The organism is Pseudomonas sp. LB3P81 (assembly GCF_054897965.1).
Genome location: NZ_JBUBVG010000001.1, coordinates 926,402 through 941,240, shown reverse-complemented (window position 1 = coordinate 941,240; position 14,839 = coordinate 926,402). Strand labels below are relative to the sequence as shown.

Below are 14,839 nucleotides of genomic sequence, written 5' to 3'. Positions count from 1 at the left end.
AGATCGAATCATCTGAACCTTGGCAGCGGCGGGTCGACAGGCTTGAGCGAGGACAACGTGCTGCGGATCAGTGGCGCATCCTTCTCGATGTCGTTCAGGCGATCACGAATTCTGAGGGCGGTCGGGTGCCCGCCTTGATGATCGACCCAGTCGGCGATTTCCTTGCACGCCGCGGCCAAGCGAGCCTGGCGGGAATCAAGCAGGGTGAGCAGGGTGGTGATGGACTCTTTTTCGGACATGGCAAACACCTCCGTTCAAGAAACCTGGCAGTTGGCAACAAAAAGCCCGCCTGGAGCGAGCTTTCTGCCGATGGGGTCGCTGTTCCCTCAGCCATTTTCAGTATAGACCCGGACTTCAGCCTTGTCGGGCCGTCACCTGCGATCGGGCATTGAATAGACGGCAGGCGCGATGGGCATCTTCTTCAGTTTCAAAGCCGTCGCCGATGAAGCCATCGGTGCGAGTATCGGCGATGCGATACCAGACTTCAGCGTCAGGTGGCGGATGATCGGTTTCCCCGGCGCGGCGGCCATGAATAATGATCTTGTTGCAGGGTTTCACAACGTAAATGTCTTCCATGGCGTCACCGAAGCTGATTTCTGTCACAACAACTATAGAAGTCATTCGTGATCGTGCAAAAAATGGACAGGTCAGTTCGTCGGTTGAGACGCTTCGATCATCCGTTCCAGGTACATCGCCAGCCCGACTTCTTCGGCCCTGAGGCCTTTACAGGTTCTCGGGCGTGGTAACTCGGCCAATGCAGACGTGCCAGCGGATTTACGCCAGCACCGCCACCGCCTTGATTTGCGCCCAGAGTTGCTGGCCGGGGTGCACGTTCAATTGATCCCGGGAGTAGCGGGTGATCCGTGCCAGCAGTGGCGTGCCGGCCGCATCCAGTCGAATCAGCACGTGGGCGGCGTTGTCCGCGCCCATTTCACTGACCACTGTCACCGGTAGACGATTGAGGATGCTGCTGTGCTCGACGCTTTGCAGGCTCAGGCTGACATCACGCGCCTGAACCTTGCAGCGAAGTGCCTGGCCGACCTCCATCGGCGTGTGCGTCACGCGAATGTTCAGTGCGCTAGCCGGTAGTTGCAACGTCAGTAGCTGATAGTCGGCGTCATACGCACTGACGTGGCCCTCGATCACGACGCCAGCGTCATCGCCCAACGCCAAAGGCAGGTCGAGCCGGGCCAGGGTTGCACCGATGGGGCCGCTGGCCAGCGCTTTGCCGTGGCTGAGCAGGACGATGTGGTCGGCCAGTCGCGCCACCTCATCCTGGGAATGACTGACGTACAGCACCGGGATGTCCAGCTCATCGTGCAACCGTTGCAGGTACGGCAGGATTTCGCTTTTGCGTTGCGCATCCAGCGCCGCCAACGGTTCGTCCATCAGCAACAGCTTCGGGCTGGTCAGCAGGGCGCGGGCGATGCCGATGCGCTGCCGTTCGCCGCCGGAAAGGTTTTGCGGGTGACGATCCAGCAGATGGCCGATGCCTAGCAGTTCAGTCGCGTGAGCCATGTCGACCCGGCGCTGTTGTTTCGGGATTCGCCTGAGACCGAATTGCAGATTCGCCAGCACCGACAGATGTGGAAACAAACTGGCCTCCTGAAAGACATAACCGAGCGCGCGTTTGTGCGGCGCTACGAAAATCTTCCGGTCGCTGTCCTGCCAGACTTCATCGTTGACCTGGATAAAACCCTGTTCCGCCCGTTCAAGACCGGCGATGCAGCGCAGGCAGGTGGTTTTGCCCGAGCCGGAGTGACCGTAAAGCGCGGTGACGCCACGGCCCGGCAGTTGTAAATCCACATCCAGGGCGAACCCTGAGTAACTCAGTTTCAGACGGGTATGAATCATCAATCAGCTCCAGCCTGCTTTGGTTTTGCGGCTGGAGTACAGCGCCAGCAACACGGCAAACGAGAACACCAGCATCGCCCCGGCCAGCCAATGGGCCTGGGCATATTCCATGGCTTCGACGTGATCGTAGATTTGCACCGAGACCACGCGCGTCTTGTCGGGAATGTTGCCGCCGATCATCAGCACCACACCGAATTCGCCGACGGTGTGGGCGAAACCGAGAATCGCCGCCGTGATGAAACCCGGTCGGGCCAGCGGCAGGATTACACTGAAAAAGGTGTCCCAGGGATTGGCGCGCAAGGTCGCGGCCACTTCCAGCGGACGGGTGCCGATGGCAGAAAAAGCGTTCTGCAGCGGCTGGACCACGAACGGCATTGAGTAGAGCACCGAACCGATGACCAACCCGGCAAAACTGAACGTCAGGGTGCCGAGCCCCAGTGACTGGGTGAAGTGGCCGACAAAGCCGTTAGGGCCGAGCACCAGCAACAGATAAAAACCAATCACCGTGGGCGGCAACACCAAGGGCAGGGCGACTATCGCCCCGACCGGGCCGCGCAGCCAGGACTGGGTGCGCGACAGCCACAACGCAATCGGAGTACCGATCACCAGCAGGATAACCGTCGTCAGGGACGCGAGTTTCAGGGTCAGCCAGATCGCGGAAAAGTCGGCACTCGATAGGGTCATTTAGAGTTGATAACCGTAGGACTTGATGACAGCAGCGGCTTTCGGCCCCTTGAGGTAGTCAACCAGTGCCTTGGCGGCCGGGTTGTCCTTGCCTTTGTTGAGGATCACCGCATCTTGTTTGATCGGCTCGTGCATGTTGGCCGGAACGATCCACGCCGAACCGCTGGTGACTTTGCCGTCTTTGTAGATTTGTGACAAGGCGACGAAGCCCAGCTCTGCGTTGCCGGTGGAAACGAACTGGTAAGCCTGGGTGATGTTCTGGCCTTCAACGATCTTGTCTTTGACCTTGTCGGTCAGCCCCAGCCTGGCCAGTACCTGGGTGGCGGCGAGGCCATAAGGTGCTGCTTTCGGGTTGGCGATCGACAGATGCTGGTACTGGTTGTCGCTCAACACTTTGCCCTTGGCATCGACATAACCTTCCTTGGCCGACCAGAGCGCGAGGGTGCCGACGGCGTAGGTGAAGCGCGAGCCCTTGACCGTGTCGCCTTCGGTTTCGAGTTTTTGCGGGGTGGTGTCGTCCGCCGAGAGGAACACTTCGAACGGCGCGCCATTTTTGATCTGGGTGTAGAACTGGCCCGTTGCACCAAAGGAGGTGACCAGTTTGTGCCCGGTGTCTTTCTCGAAATCGGCAGCGATGGCCTGGATCGGCGCGGTGAAGTTGGCCGCGACAGCGACCTGGACTTCATCGGCCTGGGCAGCGCCGATGGCGAACACCACGAGCAGGCTCGCCAGGCAGGTTGGGGCAAAACGTGAGGCACGAATGGTCATGAAACGGCTCCGTGGTAGGCAAGTACAGCGAGAGGTGAAAACGCTATATAGCGGAATATATAGCGAAATGCCTACAAACGGAATGTGTTGAAACGGGATTGAATGGTGCGATTAAATCTCTGTGGCGAGGGAGCTTGCCTGTGGCGAGGGGATTTATCCCCGTTCGGCTGCGCAGCAGACGCAAATTTGTTGGATGAAGCTGCAAATGCGGGGCCGCTCCGCGACCCAACGGGGATAAATCCCCTCGCCACAGGTCTTATCCCTACCGGTGCAATAGTTTCGCCAATCCCTCTTCGGCCAGCCGCCGCGTCAACTCCGCCGTCGTCATCTCAACCCCCAACGTAAATGCCTGCCCGGCCCAAAGGTTGCTGAAATCCGCTTCCCCCTTCGCCCGCAACGGCATTAACGCTCCACCCGCCAATGGGAAGGCCGGTGCCTTGTCGCTCATCGGCCCGAGTTCACGCATGACCCGATTCAGAATCCCCCGCGCCGGGCGGCCGGTGAAAAGATTAGTGACAGCGGTCTCGCTTTCCTTGGCCGTGCGCAACGCCTTGTGATGAGAGGCGCTGACCTTGGCTTCCGGCGTGAACAGATACGCCGTACCCACTTGCACCGCCGAAGCACCCAACAGAAACGCCGCCGCGACGCCTCGTGCATCGGCAATACCGCCGGCAGCAATTACCGGCACTTTCACTGCATCAACGATTTGCGGCACCAGCGCGAAGATACCCACCTGGCTGCTCAGATCGTCGCTGAGAAACATGCCCCGATGGCCGCCGGCTTCGTAACCCATGGCGATGATCGCGTCACAGCCATGCTGCTCAAGCCAGATCGCTTCTTCGACGGTCGTGGCTGAAGACAGTACTTTTGCACCGGTGGCCTTGACGCGATCCAGCAGGGATTTTTCCGGCAGGCCAAAGTGAAAGCTCACCACTTCGGGACGGAATTCTTCGATCACTTCGCAGGTCGCGTTGTCGAACGGCGCACGATTGGACACCGGCGTCGGCGCGTCGAAATCCACGCCCAGTTCCCGGTAGTAAGGCTCCAGCAGATTCTTCCAGTCCCGAGCGCGTTGCTCATCGGCCGCCGGCGGTTGATGGCAGAAGAAGTTGACGTTGAACGGGCGCTGACTGTGTTGGCGGATCGTCTTCAATTCCTCGCGCAACTGCTCGGTGCTCAACATGGCCGCGGGCATCGAACCCAGGCCACCTGCATTGCTCGCCGCGATCACCATGGCCGTACCGGTGGCGCCGGCCATCGGGGCCTGGATGATTGGCAGTTCGATTCCAAGCAGATCAAGAATTCGGGTGTCTGGCCATTGGCTCATTTGCAAGGTTCTCCGGCGTCAAAACTGGGCAGGGGCGGTAGAACGGAATTTGTATCAGCAATGACGGGCGCAAGACCAATCGAGTTTTTACATGAGGTGCGCGATCACCGGTAATGGGAACGCTCGGATTGGCTTAAAGTCGGGTACGGCAAAATGTTGCAGTGTGATATTTCAACTGCATCTCAACTGAGTGATCGATTAGGAGACGACGATGTTCCAAGGCATTTTGATCGACAAAGACGACAGCGGTTACCGGGCCACACTGCAAGAGATCAATGAAGATCAACTGCCCGAGGGCGATGTGACGGTGCGTGTGGCGTACAGCACGCTGAATTTCAAGGACGGACTGGCGATCACCGGCAGCAGCCCGGTGGTGCGAAAATTCCCGATGGTGCCGGGCATCGATCTGGCGGGGACTGTCGAAGTCAGTGGGCATCCGGACTACAAGGTCGGTGATCAGGTCGTACTCAATGGCTGGGGTGTAGGTGAAGGGCATTGGGGTGGGCTGGCGCAGAAGGCACGTTTGAATGGCGATTGGCTGATTCCATTGCCTCGGGAATTCACGGCTGCCCAGGCAATGGCCATCGGCACCGCCGGCTACACGGCGATGCTGAGCATTCTGGCGCTGGAGCATAACGGCGTGACGCCAGAGCAGGGCGACGTCCTGGTCACGGGCGCCAACGGTGGTGTAGGCAGTTTCGCCATCGCGTTGCTGAGCAAGCTCGGTTACCGGGTGGTCGCGTCCACTGGCCGCACCTCCGAACACGATTACCTCAAGCAATTGGGCGCCAGCGAAATCATCGACCGCGCCACGCTGTCCGAACCGGGCAAGCCGCTGGCGAAGGAGCGTTGGGCAGCCGTGATCGACTCGGTCGGCAGTCACACCCTGGCCAACGCCTGCGCCAGCACGAAGGCCAACGGCACTGTCACCGCCTGTGGTCTGGCGCAAGGCATGGACTTTCCGGCCTCCGTTGCACCGTTCATTTTGCGTGGCGTGACCCTGGCCGGCATCAACAGCGTGACCCAGCCCAAAGCCAAACGCGTGCTCGCGTGGAACCGACTGGCCAAGGATCTGGACTTCGCTTTGCTGCCACTGATCAGTCACGAAATCGGTTTGAGTGAAGCCATCGACGCAGCACCGCGCTTGCTCGCCGGTCAGTTGCGCGGAAGGGTGGTGGTGGATGTGAATCGCTAAAAGCAAAGATCGCAGCCTGCGGCAGCTCCTACAGGATGTACGCCTTCCAATGTAGGAGCTGCCGCAGGCTGCGATCTTTTGATCTATTGGCCTTCACGATCCAGCAACTGCCGCTTGCGCTCCACCCCCCAGCGATAGCCCGACAGGTTGCCGTCGCTGCGCACCACGCGGTGGCACGGGATCGCCACCGCCAGACTGTTCGCGCCGCAGGCCTGAGCCACGGCGCGCACGGCTTTCGGTGCGCCGATGCGCTGGGCGATATCAGCGTAACTGGCGGTGCTGCCTGCAGGAATCTCCCGTAACGCCTGCCAGACGCGCTCCTGAAACGCCGTGCCTTGAACGTCCAGCGGCAAATCCAGGCCGATGGCCGGGGCTTCGATAAAGCCGACGACCTTGGCGATCAGTTGCTCGAATTCATGATCGGCGCCGATCAGATTGGCCCGCCGAAATTTGTCCTGCAGGTCGCACACCAGTTGGTGCGGATCATCACCCAGCAGAATCGCGCAAACACCGCGTACGCTTTGCGCCACCAGAATCGCCCCCAGTGAACACTGGCCGACGGCAAACCGAATGTCGTTGTTCTGACCTTCGGCGCGGTAATCACCGGGTTTCATGCCTAGCAGCTGATCCGCTGCCTCATAAAAGCGGCTGTTGGAATTGAAGCCGGCGTCATACAGCGCGTCGGTCACCGAACCTCCATCGGTCAATCGTGCACGCACCTTGCGTGAGCGATGAGCCGTGGCGTAGCCCTTGGGTGTCAGTCCGGTCACGGTTTTAAACACCCGATGGAAGTGAAAACTGCTCAGGCCCGCAGCCTCGGCCAATTCGATCAATGCTGGCAGATGCTCGGCCGTCTCGATCTGGCGACAAGCCGCGGCGACGGTCGCGGCATGTTGCGCGGCGACGTCACTTTGATCCTTTGACGCTCGTTTGCTCGGGCGGTAACCCGCTGCCTGGGCCTGCTCGGCCGTGTCGAAGAATTCGACATTCTGCGGCTTCGGCAAGCGCGCCAGACTGCTGGGGCGGCAGTAGATGCCGGTGGTTTTCACCGCATACACAAACTGCCCATCCGCGCGGGGATCTCGGGCGACGACGGCGGCCCAGCGGGGATCGTTCACGGTGGTTGTCATGGCTTCATGTCCGTTGACCCGTTTGATTCAGAGTAACCAGCCGGCAGGGTCGTTGCACTCCGGGTCTTGCGGTCAAATTCGTGGGCTCATTGTGCGGTACGAAACGTGAAATTGATCCGTTGTTCACCCATACGCGAATGCTGGCCCTCCTTGATCGGCAAGACCCCGTGATAACGCAGGCGATCGACGCCGCCCCAGACCACGATATCGCCATGGAACACCGGCACCCGCTGGCTTTTGTCGCTGCGCTCAAAACCGCCGAACAGGAACATCGCCGGCAAGCCCAACGACACCGAAACGATCGGCGCTGCGTAGGACGCTTCGTCCTTGTCCTGGTGCAAGGACATCTTCGCGCCGGGGATATAGCGGTTGATCAGGCAGGAATCGGGTACGAAATCGGCAAAACCGGCTTCCAGCGCCGCCGCATGTGCGAGCTCGAAAAATACCTGCGGCATTTCCGGCCAGGGGGCATGGGTTTGTGGATCATGACGTGAATAGCGATAACCGCTGCGGTCGGTGGTCCAGCCCCATGTGCCGCAACTGCTCATGGCCGCTGACATGGTAAAGCCGCCGGGTGTGACCATCTGTCGAAACGGTGCTGCCACCAGCACCGCTTCCAATGCGGGCAGCAACTGTTCCAGCCAGGGTAGGGCAAAGCCTCTCAAGACGTAGGACTGTTCGCCAATCTGCTCGCGCCGAGGCTGCTGCTCGGGCTCCGAGTCGGCAAACAGATCGAAAGTGGTCGGATTCATAAAGTCACAACGCATCGTGAAAGATGATTCCTAGGGTATGCCGTTTTCCGCTGTGCAGGCGACTCACGCCGTGGCGCAGGGTGACCCGGTAATAGCCACGGAAGCCTTTGACCGGTCGCTGGTTGACGGCAAAGATCACCGCGTCACCCTTTTTCAATCCAATGACCTGGGGGCGCGACTGCATCCGTGGGCGTTGTTCGGTCAGGACAAACTCGCCGCCAGTGAAATCTTCGCCCGGCTCTGACAGAAGAATCGCCACTTGCAGCGGAAAAACGTGTTCGCCGTACAGATCCTGATGCAGGCAGTTGTAGTCCTGTGGCCCGTATTGCAACAACAACGGGGTTGGACGCACCTGACCGGCGGCATGACAGCGCTCAAGAAACGCTGCATGCCTTTCAGGGAAACGGACCGGCAGGTCCATTTGCTCGTACCAGCGATTGGCGATCGGCACCAGCCGAGGGTAGAGCGCTTGGCGCAATGTGGCGACGACGTCTGGCAGCGGATACCTGAAGTATTTGTACTCGCCGCGGCCGAAGCCGTGACGAGCCATCATCACTTGCGAGCGAAACGGTTCGGATCGGGCGTACAGCGCGCTGATGTCATCGCACGTCTCGCTGCTGATCAGCGAGCGGATGATCGCGCAGCCATCCTGATCCAGTTGCCGCTCCAGCGCTGCCCAGTCGAAAGCATCCAGAAACTGCTCGATCATTGCAGCGCCTCACGTCCCAGCAGTTGCCGTTTGCGTTCCAGACCCCAGCGGTAACCGCCGAGGCTGCCGTCCTGACGCAGGACCCGATGACACGGCACGATGACCGCCAGCGGGTTCGCGCCGCAGGCATTGGCCACGGCCCGAAAGGCTTTGGGTTGCCCCAGTTGCTGCGCGATTTGCTGGTAGCTGGCGGTTTTGCCGAGCGGGATTTGGCGCAAAGCTTCCCAGACGCGTTGCTGGAAAGCGCTACCCGCCAGATCCAGTGGCAGATCGAGCACGTTCAGAGGGTTGTCGAGATAGCAAAGGATTTGCTCCAGTGCAGGCAGCAAGCCTTCATCACGTTTGGGCGTTGGTTGGCCAGGGAACCGCCGAGCAAGATCACGCTCCAGCGTTGCCAGGTCTTCACCGAGCAGCAATGCGCACAGACCTTGCGCGCTGGAGGCCAGCAACAAGGTGCCAAGGCTGGACGTGCCACTGATGAAACGAATCGGGGAAGTAGACATATTCTGACTCCTTAACCAAAGGTTGAGGTGGCCAGTCTAGGGAGCGCTGCCTTCGTGAACACTCCGGCGCTTGCGGTCGAATTCAACGGACGGAGCAGACATCCACGTTGTCGCTCCGAATCCCGTTACAGCGCTTTGCTGACGCTGATATCGCTGATGACGTCTTCGCCCTGGCCATGAATGGCGTCCAGCGCGGCTCTGGCTTCTGCTTCGGTGCCGTTTTCAAGCTGGGCAAATTCGAAGCGGCGTTCGCCATTGAGTTTGTATTTGATGACGTACTTGGTCGTTTGGGCCACGGTCATTCCTGCTTATGTTCGAGTTGGGTGTCGCTCAGCTCAGTTTCGTGGTGGAGCGGCGGATAATCTTGATGGAGTGAGTCAGGGTCGGTTTGCGAGTCACGCTGATCGGGCGACGGTTGACGGTGTCGATGGTGATGTTCCAGAAACCGGTGCTCGGCGCAGTAATGCGGGCCGGGAAGGTGTCGAACGCACCGCCATGGTAAGTGTGACGGCCGCCATTTTTGAAGCTGCGGAAATTGGCGTCGTTCATCAAGCGGATGTTGCACATTTGGGAGCACTGGATGACGACGATGTCGTCTTCATTGAGGTGCTCGCGCTGGTGGATAAATTTCATGAGGCGCCTCCAGAAGGGCTTTTTCTACAAAATCAAAACGATAGCATGGGCGATTGGCGCAGTTTATCAGCCCGAACAGGTTATTATCCGGTCGTCGGGGTTCGCTTTGACAATTAAAAACAGTTATTCGGAATTCCATGAGCGATAAAAGCAGTGAGCCTCGGAGAAAACCAGCATTTGTGCTGTCGGAGGTTTTGTATGAAGCGGGGTGCGTGGGTCTTGCCGTTTGCATTGGCGATAAGTGGTTGTGCGAGTGTCTCGGAAATCAACGAGTCGCTGCCCACCATGAACGTGATTTCCGGCAAGAAGCCCAATGAATACGCGCAGTGCCTGACCGAGAAACTGGCCAGCAGCCGTGGTGCCCTGCAAATCGAGCCGCAGGAGAAGGAAGGCGTGCGGGTCATCGTGCCGCAGAAATTCTCGTCGGGACCGGCGGCCGTATTCGATATTGAAGAGCGCTCCAGCGGCAGCAGCATCAAGCTGCATGAACGTATTTCCAATGTGCCATTGCGCCCGATGGATGTGCGCAATGCCGCTACTGCGTGCATTTCCGGCTGATAGAATAGCGACAGTCAGCACCGATGCCGTCAAAGCAACGCTTTGGCGGCATTGTCATTTATGGAGTCGAGCATGAAGCGAGAGCAAGTACGGGAGCGGCATGCAGAGGGTCATATCTCTGCCACCCATGTGATTCAGAATCCGGCGACCCCGGGGGAATGGATCGTGTTTTTCAAGAAAAGCGCCGGGCGCAGTTACTTTCTGGTGGATGACAACGATGAAGTCGAATCCTTCAGCCGCCTCGACGATCTGATCGAGACTGTGCGCGGTCTCGGGATCAAATTCGCTGAAATTCACATTTAGGGCACGAGTGCCTTACTTGCAGACCACCACGACGCTGCGGTTTTTGTAATTGCCCACATCGACGCCCAGGGTCTTGTCACTTTCCTTGGTTGAAGGTGTGCCGTCGGTGCCAACGATTCGATAGCCGGTGCCTGCGCACGAAGCATCGGCTTTTTCATAGCAGGTGGCCCAGGAATTGGCTTCCCCCGAACAGTCGATGGCCAGGCCTTGCTCGCCGTTGTTCAGGTAGGTGGTTTCGGAAGTGGCGCAACCGCTCAGGGCCAGGATCGCAATCAGGGGCAAAAATTTAATCATGTCGTGGTCGTCGTCAGGATAATAGGGCTAAGCCTGTGACAGCGCCGGAATCAAAAGGTTATAGCGAAAGGCCACTTCATCGGCCGCAATCGTAAAAAAACCCTGCGCTAGGCAGGGCTTGGGCAAGAAAATCGGGTTCGGATCAGGTCTTGTCTTTGCCGCGGCGTTTGGGAGCCGGGTGTTCAAGCTCCAATACGGACGCCACTTCAATCGCCAACGCTTCGGTCGGGAATGGCCCGGCGATATTCTCGCCGCTGACGCTGTCTACCCACCACTGGCCGTCTTTCGCCTGATTGATCAGGAATCCGTTGACACTTTTTGCTACCGACATCTATCTGCCTCGTTGGCTGGTTCAATTGCGCAATGATAGCGCCAATTGCATTCAGCAGGTGCTGATGGGCGTATGGTGGTGCGAATTTGTGGGCGGCAAATTCGTCGGCGCCGGTCGGAATCTCTGCTATCTATAGAAGGCACCGGAACGATCTGCGGAACTATCCGCAAGAATATTTCTCTATGATGGCATCGGTTAGCCAGCGCGGGGCATTGTAAGGTGCACGCGGCCTGATTAGACTGCGCCGAAACTCGTACACACAGCCCTTTTAAGGACTTATATGATCAAGAAATGCTTGTTCCCAGCAGCCGGTTACGGTACTCGCTTCCTGCCAGCGACTAAAGCCATGCCCAAAGAAATGCTGCCGGTGGTAAACAAGCCACTGATCCAGTACGGCGTCGAAGAAGCTCTGGACGCCGGTTTGACCGAAATCTCCATCGTCACCGGTCGCGGCAAGCGCGCCCTGGAAGACCACTTCGACATCAGCTACGAGCTGGAAAACCAGATCAAGGGCACCGACAAGGAAAAATACCTGGTCGGCATCCGCAAACTGCTCGACGAGTGCTCGTTCTCCTACACTCGCCAGACTGAAATGAAAGGCCTGGGCCACGCTATCCTGACCGGTCGCCCACTGATCGGCGACGAACCTTTCGCCGTGGTGTTGGCGGACGACTTGTGCGTCAACCTCGAAGGCGACGGCGTACTGACCCAGATGGTCAAGCTGTACGAACAGTATCGCTGCACCATCGTCGCGATCCAGGAAGTGGATCCGCAGGAAACCAACAAGTACGGCGTGATCGCTGGCGAGTTGATCGCTGATGACCTGTACCGCGTGCGTAACATGGTCGAAAAACCGGCTCCGGAAGACGCTCCGTCGAACCTGGCGATCATCGGTCGTTACATCCTGACTCCGGACATTTTCGAGCTGATCAAGCAAACCGAGCCAGGCAAGGGCGGCGAGATCCAGATCACCGACGCCCTGATGAAGCAGGCGAAGAACGGTTGCGTGATTGCCTATAAATTCAAGGGCCAGCGTTTCGACTGCGGTGGCGCTGAAGGCTACATCGAAGCAACCAACTTCTGCTTCGAGAACTTCTACAAGACGGGCAAGGCTTACTGATAGCGTTTGACCTGCTTGTACTGAAAAGCCACCTTCGGGTGGCTTTTTCATTTTCCGCCCCCAAATAGTCTGCAGCGCTTGCCCAACAAACGGCGGCGGGTATGCTGGTGGTCTGCCGAGGAGATTGAAAATGGCCTTTGATTTTGACCTTTATGTGATTGGCGCCGGTTCCGGCGGTGTGCGGGCTGCGCGATTCGCGGCGGGGTTTGGCGCGAAAGTGGCCGTGGCCGAGAGCCGTTACCTGGGTGGCACCTGTGTGAACGTCGGCTGCGTGCCGAAGAAATTGCTGGTCTACGGCGCGCACTTTGCCGAAGACTTCGAGCAGTCTTCCGGGTTCGGCTGGACGCCGGGTGAAGCACAGTTCGATTGGGCAACGCTGATCGCCAACAAGGATCGCGAGATCAATCGCCTGAACGGCATCTATCGCAACCTGCTGGTCAACAGCGGCGTGACGCTACATGAAGGCCACGCCAAAATCGTCGACCCCAATACCGTCGAGATCAATGGCGAACGCTTTACTGCGAAGAACATCCTGATTGCTACCGGCGGCTGGCCGCAGATCCCGGAGATTCCGGGGCACGAGCATGCGATCAGTTCCAATCAGGCGTTTTTCCTCAAAGCGTTGCCAAAACGCGTGCTGGTCGTGGGCGGTGGTTACATTGCCGTCGAGTTCGCCGGGATCTTCCACGGCCTGGGCGCCGAGACCACGTTGCTGTATCGCGGTGAGCTGTTCCTGCGCGGCTTCGACGTTGCAGTGCGCAAACACTTGCAGGAAGAACTGACCAAACGTGGCATGGATCTGCAATTCAATGCCGACATCGAGCGCATTGAAAAACTGGCCGACGGCAGTCTGAAAGTGACGCTCAAGGATGGTCGCCAGTTGGAAGCCGATTGCGTGTTTTACGCCACCGGCCGCCGCCCGATGCTGGACAACCTCGGGCTGGAAAACACCGGGGTCAAACTCGACAAGAAAGGTTTCGTCGAAGTGGACGAGCAATACCAGACCGCCGAGCCGTCGATCCTGGCCCTTGGCGATGTGATTGGTCGGGTCCAGCTCACACCGGTCGCACTGGCCGAAGGCATGGCTGTTGCACGGCGTTTGTTCAAGCCTGAGCAGTATCGTCCGGTGGATTACAAGATGATCCCGACGGCTGTGTTCAGCTTGCCAAACATCGGCACCGTTGGCCTGACCGAAGAGGAGGCTCGCGATGCCGGTCACGACGTGGTGATCTTCGAAAGCCGCTTCCGCCCGATGAAGCTGACCTTGACGGAGTGCCAGGAGCGCACGCTGATGAAGCTCGTGGTAGATGGCAAGACCGACAAAGTGCTCGGCTGTCACATGGTCGGGCCGGATGCCGGCGAGATCGTGCAAGGTCTGGCAATCGCCTTGAAAGCGGGTGCCACCAAGCGTGACTTCGACGAAACCATCGGCGTGCACCCGACGGCCGCCGAAGAGTTCGTCACCATGCGTGCGCCGGTCGCGGGTTAATCGGCCTTGGCTGCGTCTGGCGGTTAAGCCTTGTAGGAGCGAGCTTGCTCGCGAAAAACTCAAGGGCGCCGCCGGGCATCTGATTTTACGCGTTATCGTTTACGTCCATCGCGAGCAAGCTCGCTCCTACAGGGGGGGCTTGGTGCGCGTTCCTCAAGCGCTGCCTGGGCCTTGGTCAATTCGATTTCCAGCGACTTTTTGATCTGCGACTGCTCCTCGACGTTCTGTTTCAGCGACTGGCTTTCCAGCAGCGCTGCACGCAAGCGTTCCTGGAGGAGGGTGCGCTCGCTGTCGATACGGTTGACCTGCTCCAGCAATTGATCCTGGCGGGTGTGGGTCTGCTTGAGCTGTTCCTGCAACAGGCTCAGTTCCCGCAGCGTGCCACGGTTTTCAGTCAGCAAGCGTTCGTTGTCACGGTGCAGCTGGGTGATTTCATCCTGACGCACAAGGGCGCTTTGCTGAGTCTGGCGCAATTCCATTTGAATCTGCTGCACCTGACCTTCGTGGCGTCGTTGCTCCTGTTCGCGCTGCTCTTTGACGGCATTGCGATAGTGTTCCAGCGCATCACGGGCGTGCAGGTGCTTTTCTTCAAGGGAGCGGATCTGCTCGTCCTTGTCATTTAAGCGTAACTCGAAGTCGGCCAGCGCCTGGTTCAGTCCGGCGTTGCGGGTTTGCTCGGTCTGCAGCATGGACAGAGTGTTTTGCAGGGTGTCGGATTCCTGCGTCAGCGCCAGGGTTTGAAGCTCGTACTGCTGCTGTAATTCACTGTGGGCTTCTTGCGCGTCAGTCAGCTGGATTTCCAGCTCTTTTCGTTGTTGTTCGAACTGCGCACGAGCCTGATCGACGGGCTCTTGCGCCTGTTCCTTGAGGCGTTGCGCGAGGCGCGAGACCAGCCCTGTCAGCTCGTCATCAATGGGGTCGGAGGAGGGTGCGGCGGGTTCGATACCGTCATCCAGTTCCTTCAAATACCGGTGAATGGTGGTTTTTGAGCCGGTGTTGCCCATTTCGATGCGTACAGCGTCGATGCTGGGGTGTTCGCCACGGGCGAGGATAGCCAGGCGCGCTGTTTGAACCACTGCTTTGTTTATACCGCCACGAGCCATGTGTTCTCCTACGATTTCGTACTGTGGTACGTACCACTAAAGTACGCAGTGTACCATGCATGCTAAAAATGGAAAAAGTGTAAGTT

General features: G+C 58.7%; 19 protein-coding genes and 2 pseudogenes. 5 read left to right on the top strand and 16 right to left on the bottom strand.

The features are described 5' to 3' along the window. Nucleotides 1-8: 8 nt before the first annotated feature. The 7 genes and pseudogenes from ACYZTL_RS04265 to ACYZTL_RS04235 all read right to left on the bottom strand — a co-directional run bounded on the left by ACYZTL_RS04265 (nucleotide 9) and on the right by ACYZTL_RS04235 (nucleotide 4,633). Nucleotides 9-239, bottom strand: a complete 231-nt coding sequence (locus ACYZTL_RS04265; protein ID WP_084319985.1) for a hypothetical protein — start codon at nucleotides 237-239, stop codon at nucleotides 9-11. 115 nt (nucleotides 240-354) lie between these two features. Further along, a complete protein-coding gene (locus ACYZTL_RS04260) occupies nucleotides 355-576 on the bottom strand; it encodes a hypothetical protein (protein ID WP_461954250.1) in 222 nt (73 codons plus the stop codon). Nucleotides 577-647: 71 nt separating this feature from the next. After that, nucleotides 648-758, bottom strand: a pseudogene (locus tag ACYZTL_RS04255) (DNA topoisomerase IB); the annotation flags it as partial. 16 nt (nucleotides 759-774) lie between these two features. Further along, nucleotides 775-1,854 carry a molybdenum ABC transporter ATP-binding protein gene (gene modC, locus ACYZTL_RS04250; protein ID WP_461950723.1) on the bottom strand — a complete coding sequence of 360 codons (1,080 nt, stop codon included), beginning with the start codon at nucleotides 1,852-1,854 and terminating at the stop codon, nucleotides 775-777. Between the two features lie 3 nt (nucleotides 1,855-1,857). Further along, on the bottom strand, nucleotides 1,858-2,538 hold the full coding sequence (gene modB / locus ACYZTL_RS04245) for a molybdate ABC transporter permease subunit (RefSeq protein WP_461950722.1): 681 nt from the start codon (nucleotides 2,536-2,538) through the stop codon (nucleotides 1,858-1,860). Next, on the bottom strand, nucleotides 2,539-3,306 hold the full coding sequence (gene modA, locus ACYZTL_RS04240; protein ID WP_461950721.1) for a molybdate ABC transporter substrate-binding protein: 768 nt from the start codon (nucleotides 3,304-3,306) through the stop codon (nucleotides 2,539-2,541). A 262-nt stretch (nucleotides 3,307-3,568) separates the two neighbouring features. Further along, complete coding sequence (locus ACYZTL_RS04235) at nucleotides 3,569-4,633, bottom strand: NAD(P)H-dependent flavin oxidoreductase (protein WP_461950720.1); 1,065 nt, start codon at nucleotides 4,631-4,633, stop codon at nucleotides 3,569-3,571. 211 nt (nucleotides 4,634-4,844) lie between these two features. Between ACYZTL_RS04235 and acuI the strand changes: the two genes are divergently transcribed. After that, the gene (acuI, locus tag ACYZTL_RS04230) at nucleotides 4,845-5,828 is read left to right on the top strand and encodes an acrylyl-CoA reductase (NADPH) (RefSeq protein WP_461950719.1); all 984 of its coding nucleotides are present in this window, start codon (nucleotides 4,845-4,847) and stop codon (nucleotides 5,826-5,828) included. 83 nt (nucleotides 5,829-5,911) lie between these two features. Here the strand turns inward: acuI and ada are convergent, their stop codons facing one another. From ada to ACYZTL_RS04200, 6 genes and pseudogenes are all read right to left on the bottom strand, one after another. Beyond that, nucleotides 5,912-6,958, bottom strand: coding sequence for a bifunctional DNA-binding transcriptional regulator/O6-methylguanine-DNA methyltransferase Ada (ada, locus tag ACYZTL_RS04225; protein ID WP_461950718.1), 1,047 nt, complete (start codon nucleotides 6,956-6,958; stop codon nucleotides 5,912-5,914). Nucleotides 6,959-7,044: 86 nt separating this feature from the next. After that, nucleotides 7,045-7,725, bottom strand: a complete 681-nt coding sequence (gene alkB / locus ACYZTL_RS04220) for a DNA oxidative demethylase AlkB (protein WP_461950717.1) — start codon at nucleotides 7,723-7,725, stop codon at nucleotides 7,045-7,047. Next, nucleotides 7,715-8,419, bottom strand: coding sequence for a 2OG-Fe(II) oxygenase (locus ACYZTL_RS04215; RefSeq protein WP_461950716.1), 705 nt, complete (start codon nucleotides 8,417-8,419; stop codon nucleotides 7,715-7,717). The genes alkB and ACYZTL_RS04215 overlap by 11 nt, the downstream gene beginning before the upstream one ends. Continuing rightward, a pseudogene (locus ACYZTL_RS04210) lies at nucleotides 8,416-8,700 on the bottom strand (methylated-DNA--[protein]-cysteine S-methyltransferase); the annotation flags it as partial. The pseudogene ACYZTL_RS04210 and the gene ACYZTL_RS04215, both read right to left, overlap by 4 nt. A gap of 347 nt (nucleotides 8,701-9,047) precedes the next feature. Then, nucleotides 9,048-9,218: a hypothetical protein gene (locus tag ACYZTL_RS04205; RefSeq protein ID WP_461954388.1), complete on the bottom strand. Its 171-nt coding sequence runs from the start codon at nucleotides 9,216-9,218 to the stop codon at nucleotides 9,048-9,050. 34 nt (nucleotides 9,219-9,252) lie between these two features. Next, nucleotides 9,253-9,555, bottom strand: coding sequence for a DUF1883 domain-containing protein (locus ACYZTL_RS04200; protein ID WP_028620033.1), 303 nt, complete (start codon nucleotides 9,553-9,555; stop codon nucleotides 9,253-9,255). Between the two features lie 198 nt (nucleotides 9,556-9,753). Here ACYZTL_RS04200 and ACYZTL_RS04195 point away from each other — a divergent pair, with 198 nt between their 5' ends. After that, a complete protein-coding gene (locus ACYZTL_RS04195) occupies nucleotides 9,754-10,113 on the top strand; it encodes a hypothetical protein (RefSeq protein ID WP_461950715.1) in 360 nt (119 codons plus the stop codon). Between the two features lie 72 nt (nucleotides 10,114-10,185). After that, nucleotides 10,186-10,416, top strand: a complete 231-nt coding sequence (locus ACYZTL_RS04190) for a hypothetical protein (protein ID WP_461950714.1) — start codon at nucleotides 10,186-10,188, stop codon at nucleotides 10,414-10,416. A 12-nt stretch (nucleotides 10,417-10,428) separates the two neighbouring features. Here ACYZTL_RS04190 and ACYZTL_RS04185 read toward each other — a convergent pair whose 3' ends face one another. Both ACYZTL_RS04185 and ACYZTL_RS04180 read right to left on the bottom strand, forming a co-directional pair. Next, entirely contained in the window at nucleotides 10,429-10,710 is a 282-nt protein-coding gene (locus tag ACYZTL_RS04185; protein ID WP_461950713.1) for a hypothetical protein, read from the bottom strand. A 142-nt stretch (nucleotides 10,711-10,852) separates the two neighbouring features. After that, nucleotides 10,853-11,041, bottom strand: a complete 189-nt coding sequence (locus tag ACYZTL_RS04180; RefSeq protein WP_461950712.1) for a hypothetical protein — start codon at nucleotides 11,039-11,041, stop codon at nucleotides 10,853-10,855. A gap of 280 nt (nucleotides 11,042-11,321) precedes the next feature. On the opposite strand from ACYZTL_RS04180, the gene galU reads away from it, so the two are divergent. After that, entirely contained in the window at nucleotides 11,322-12,161 is an 840-nt protein-coding gene (galU, locus tag ACYZTL_RS04175; protein ID WP_056739849.1) for a UTP--glucose-1-phosphate uridylyltransferase GalU, read from the top strand. Between the two features lie 130 nt (nucleotides 12,162-12,291). After that, the gene (gene gorA, locus ACYZTL_RS04170; protein WP_461950711.1) at nucleotides 12,292-13,650 is read left to right on the top strand and encodes a glutathione-disulfide reductase; all 1,359 of its coding nucleotides are present in this window, start codon (nucleotides 12,292-12,294) and stop codon (nucleotides 13,648-13,650) included. 92 nt (nucleotides 13,651-13,742) lie between these two features. Here the strand turns inward: gorA and ACYZTL_RS04165 are convergent, their stop codons facing one another. Beyond that, complete coding sequence (locus ACYZTL_RS04165) at nucleotides 13,743-14,753, bottom strand: DNA-binding protein (RefSeq protein ID WP_461950710.1); 1,011 nt, start codon at nucleotides 14,751-14,753, stop codon at nucleotides 13,743-13,745. Nucleotides 14,754-14,839: the final 86 nt, after the last annotated feature.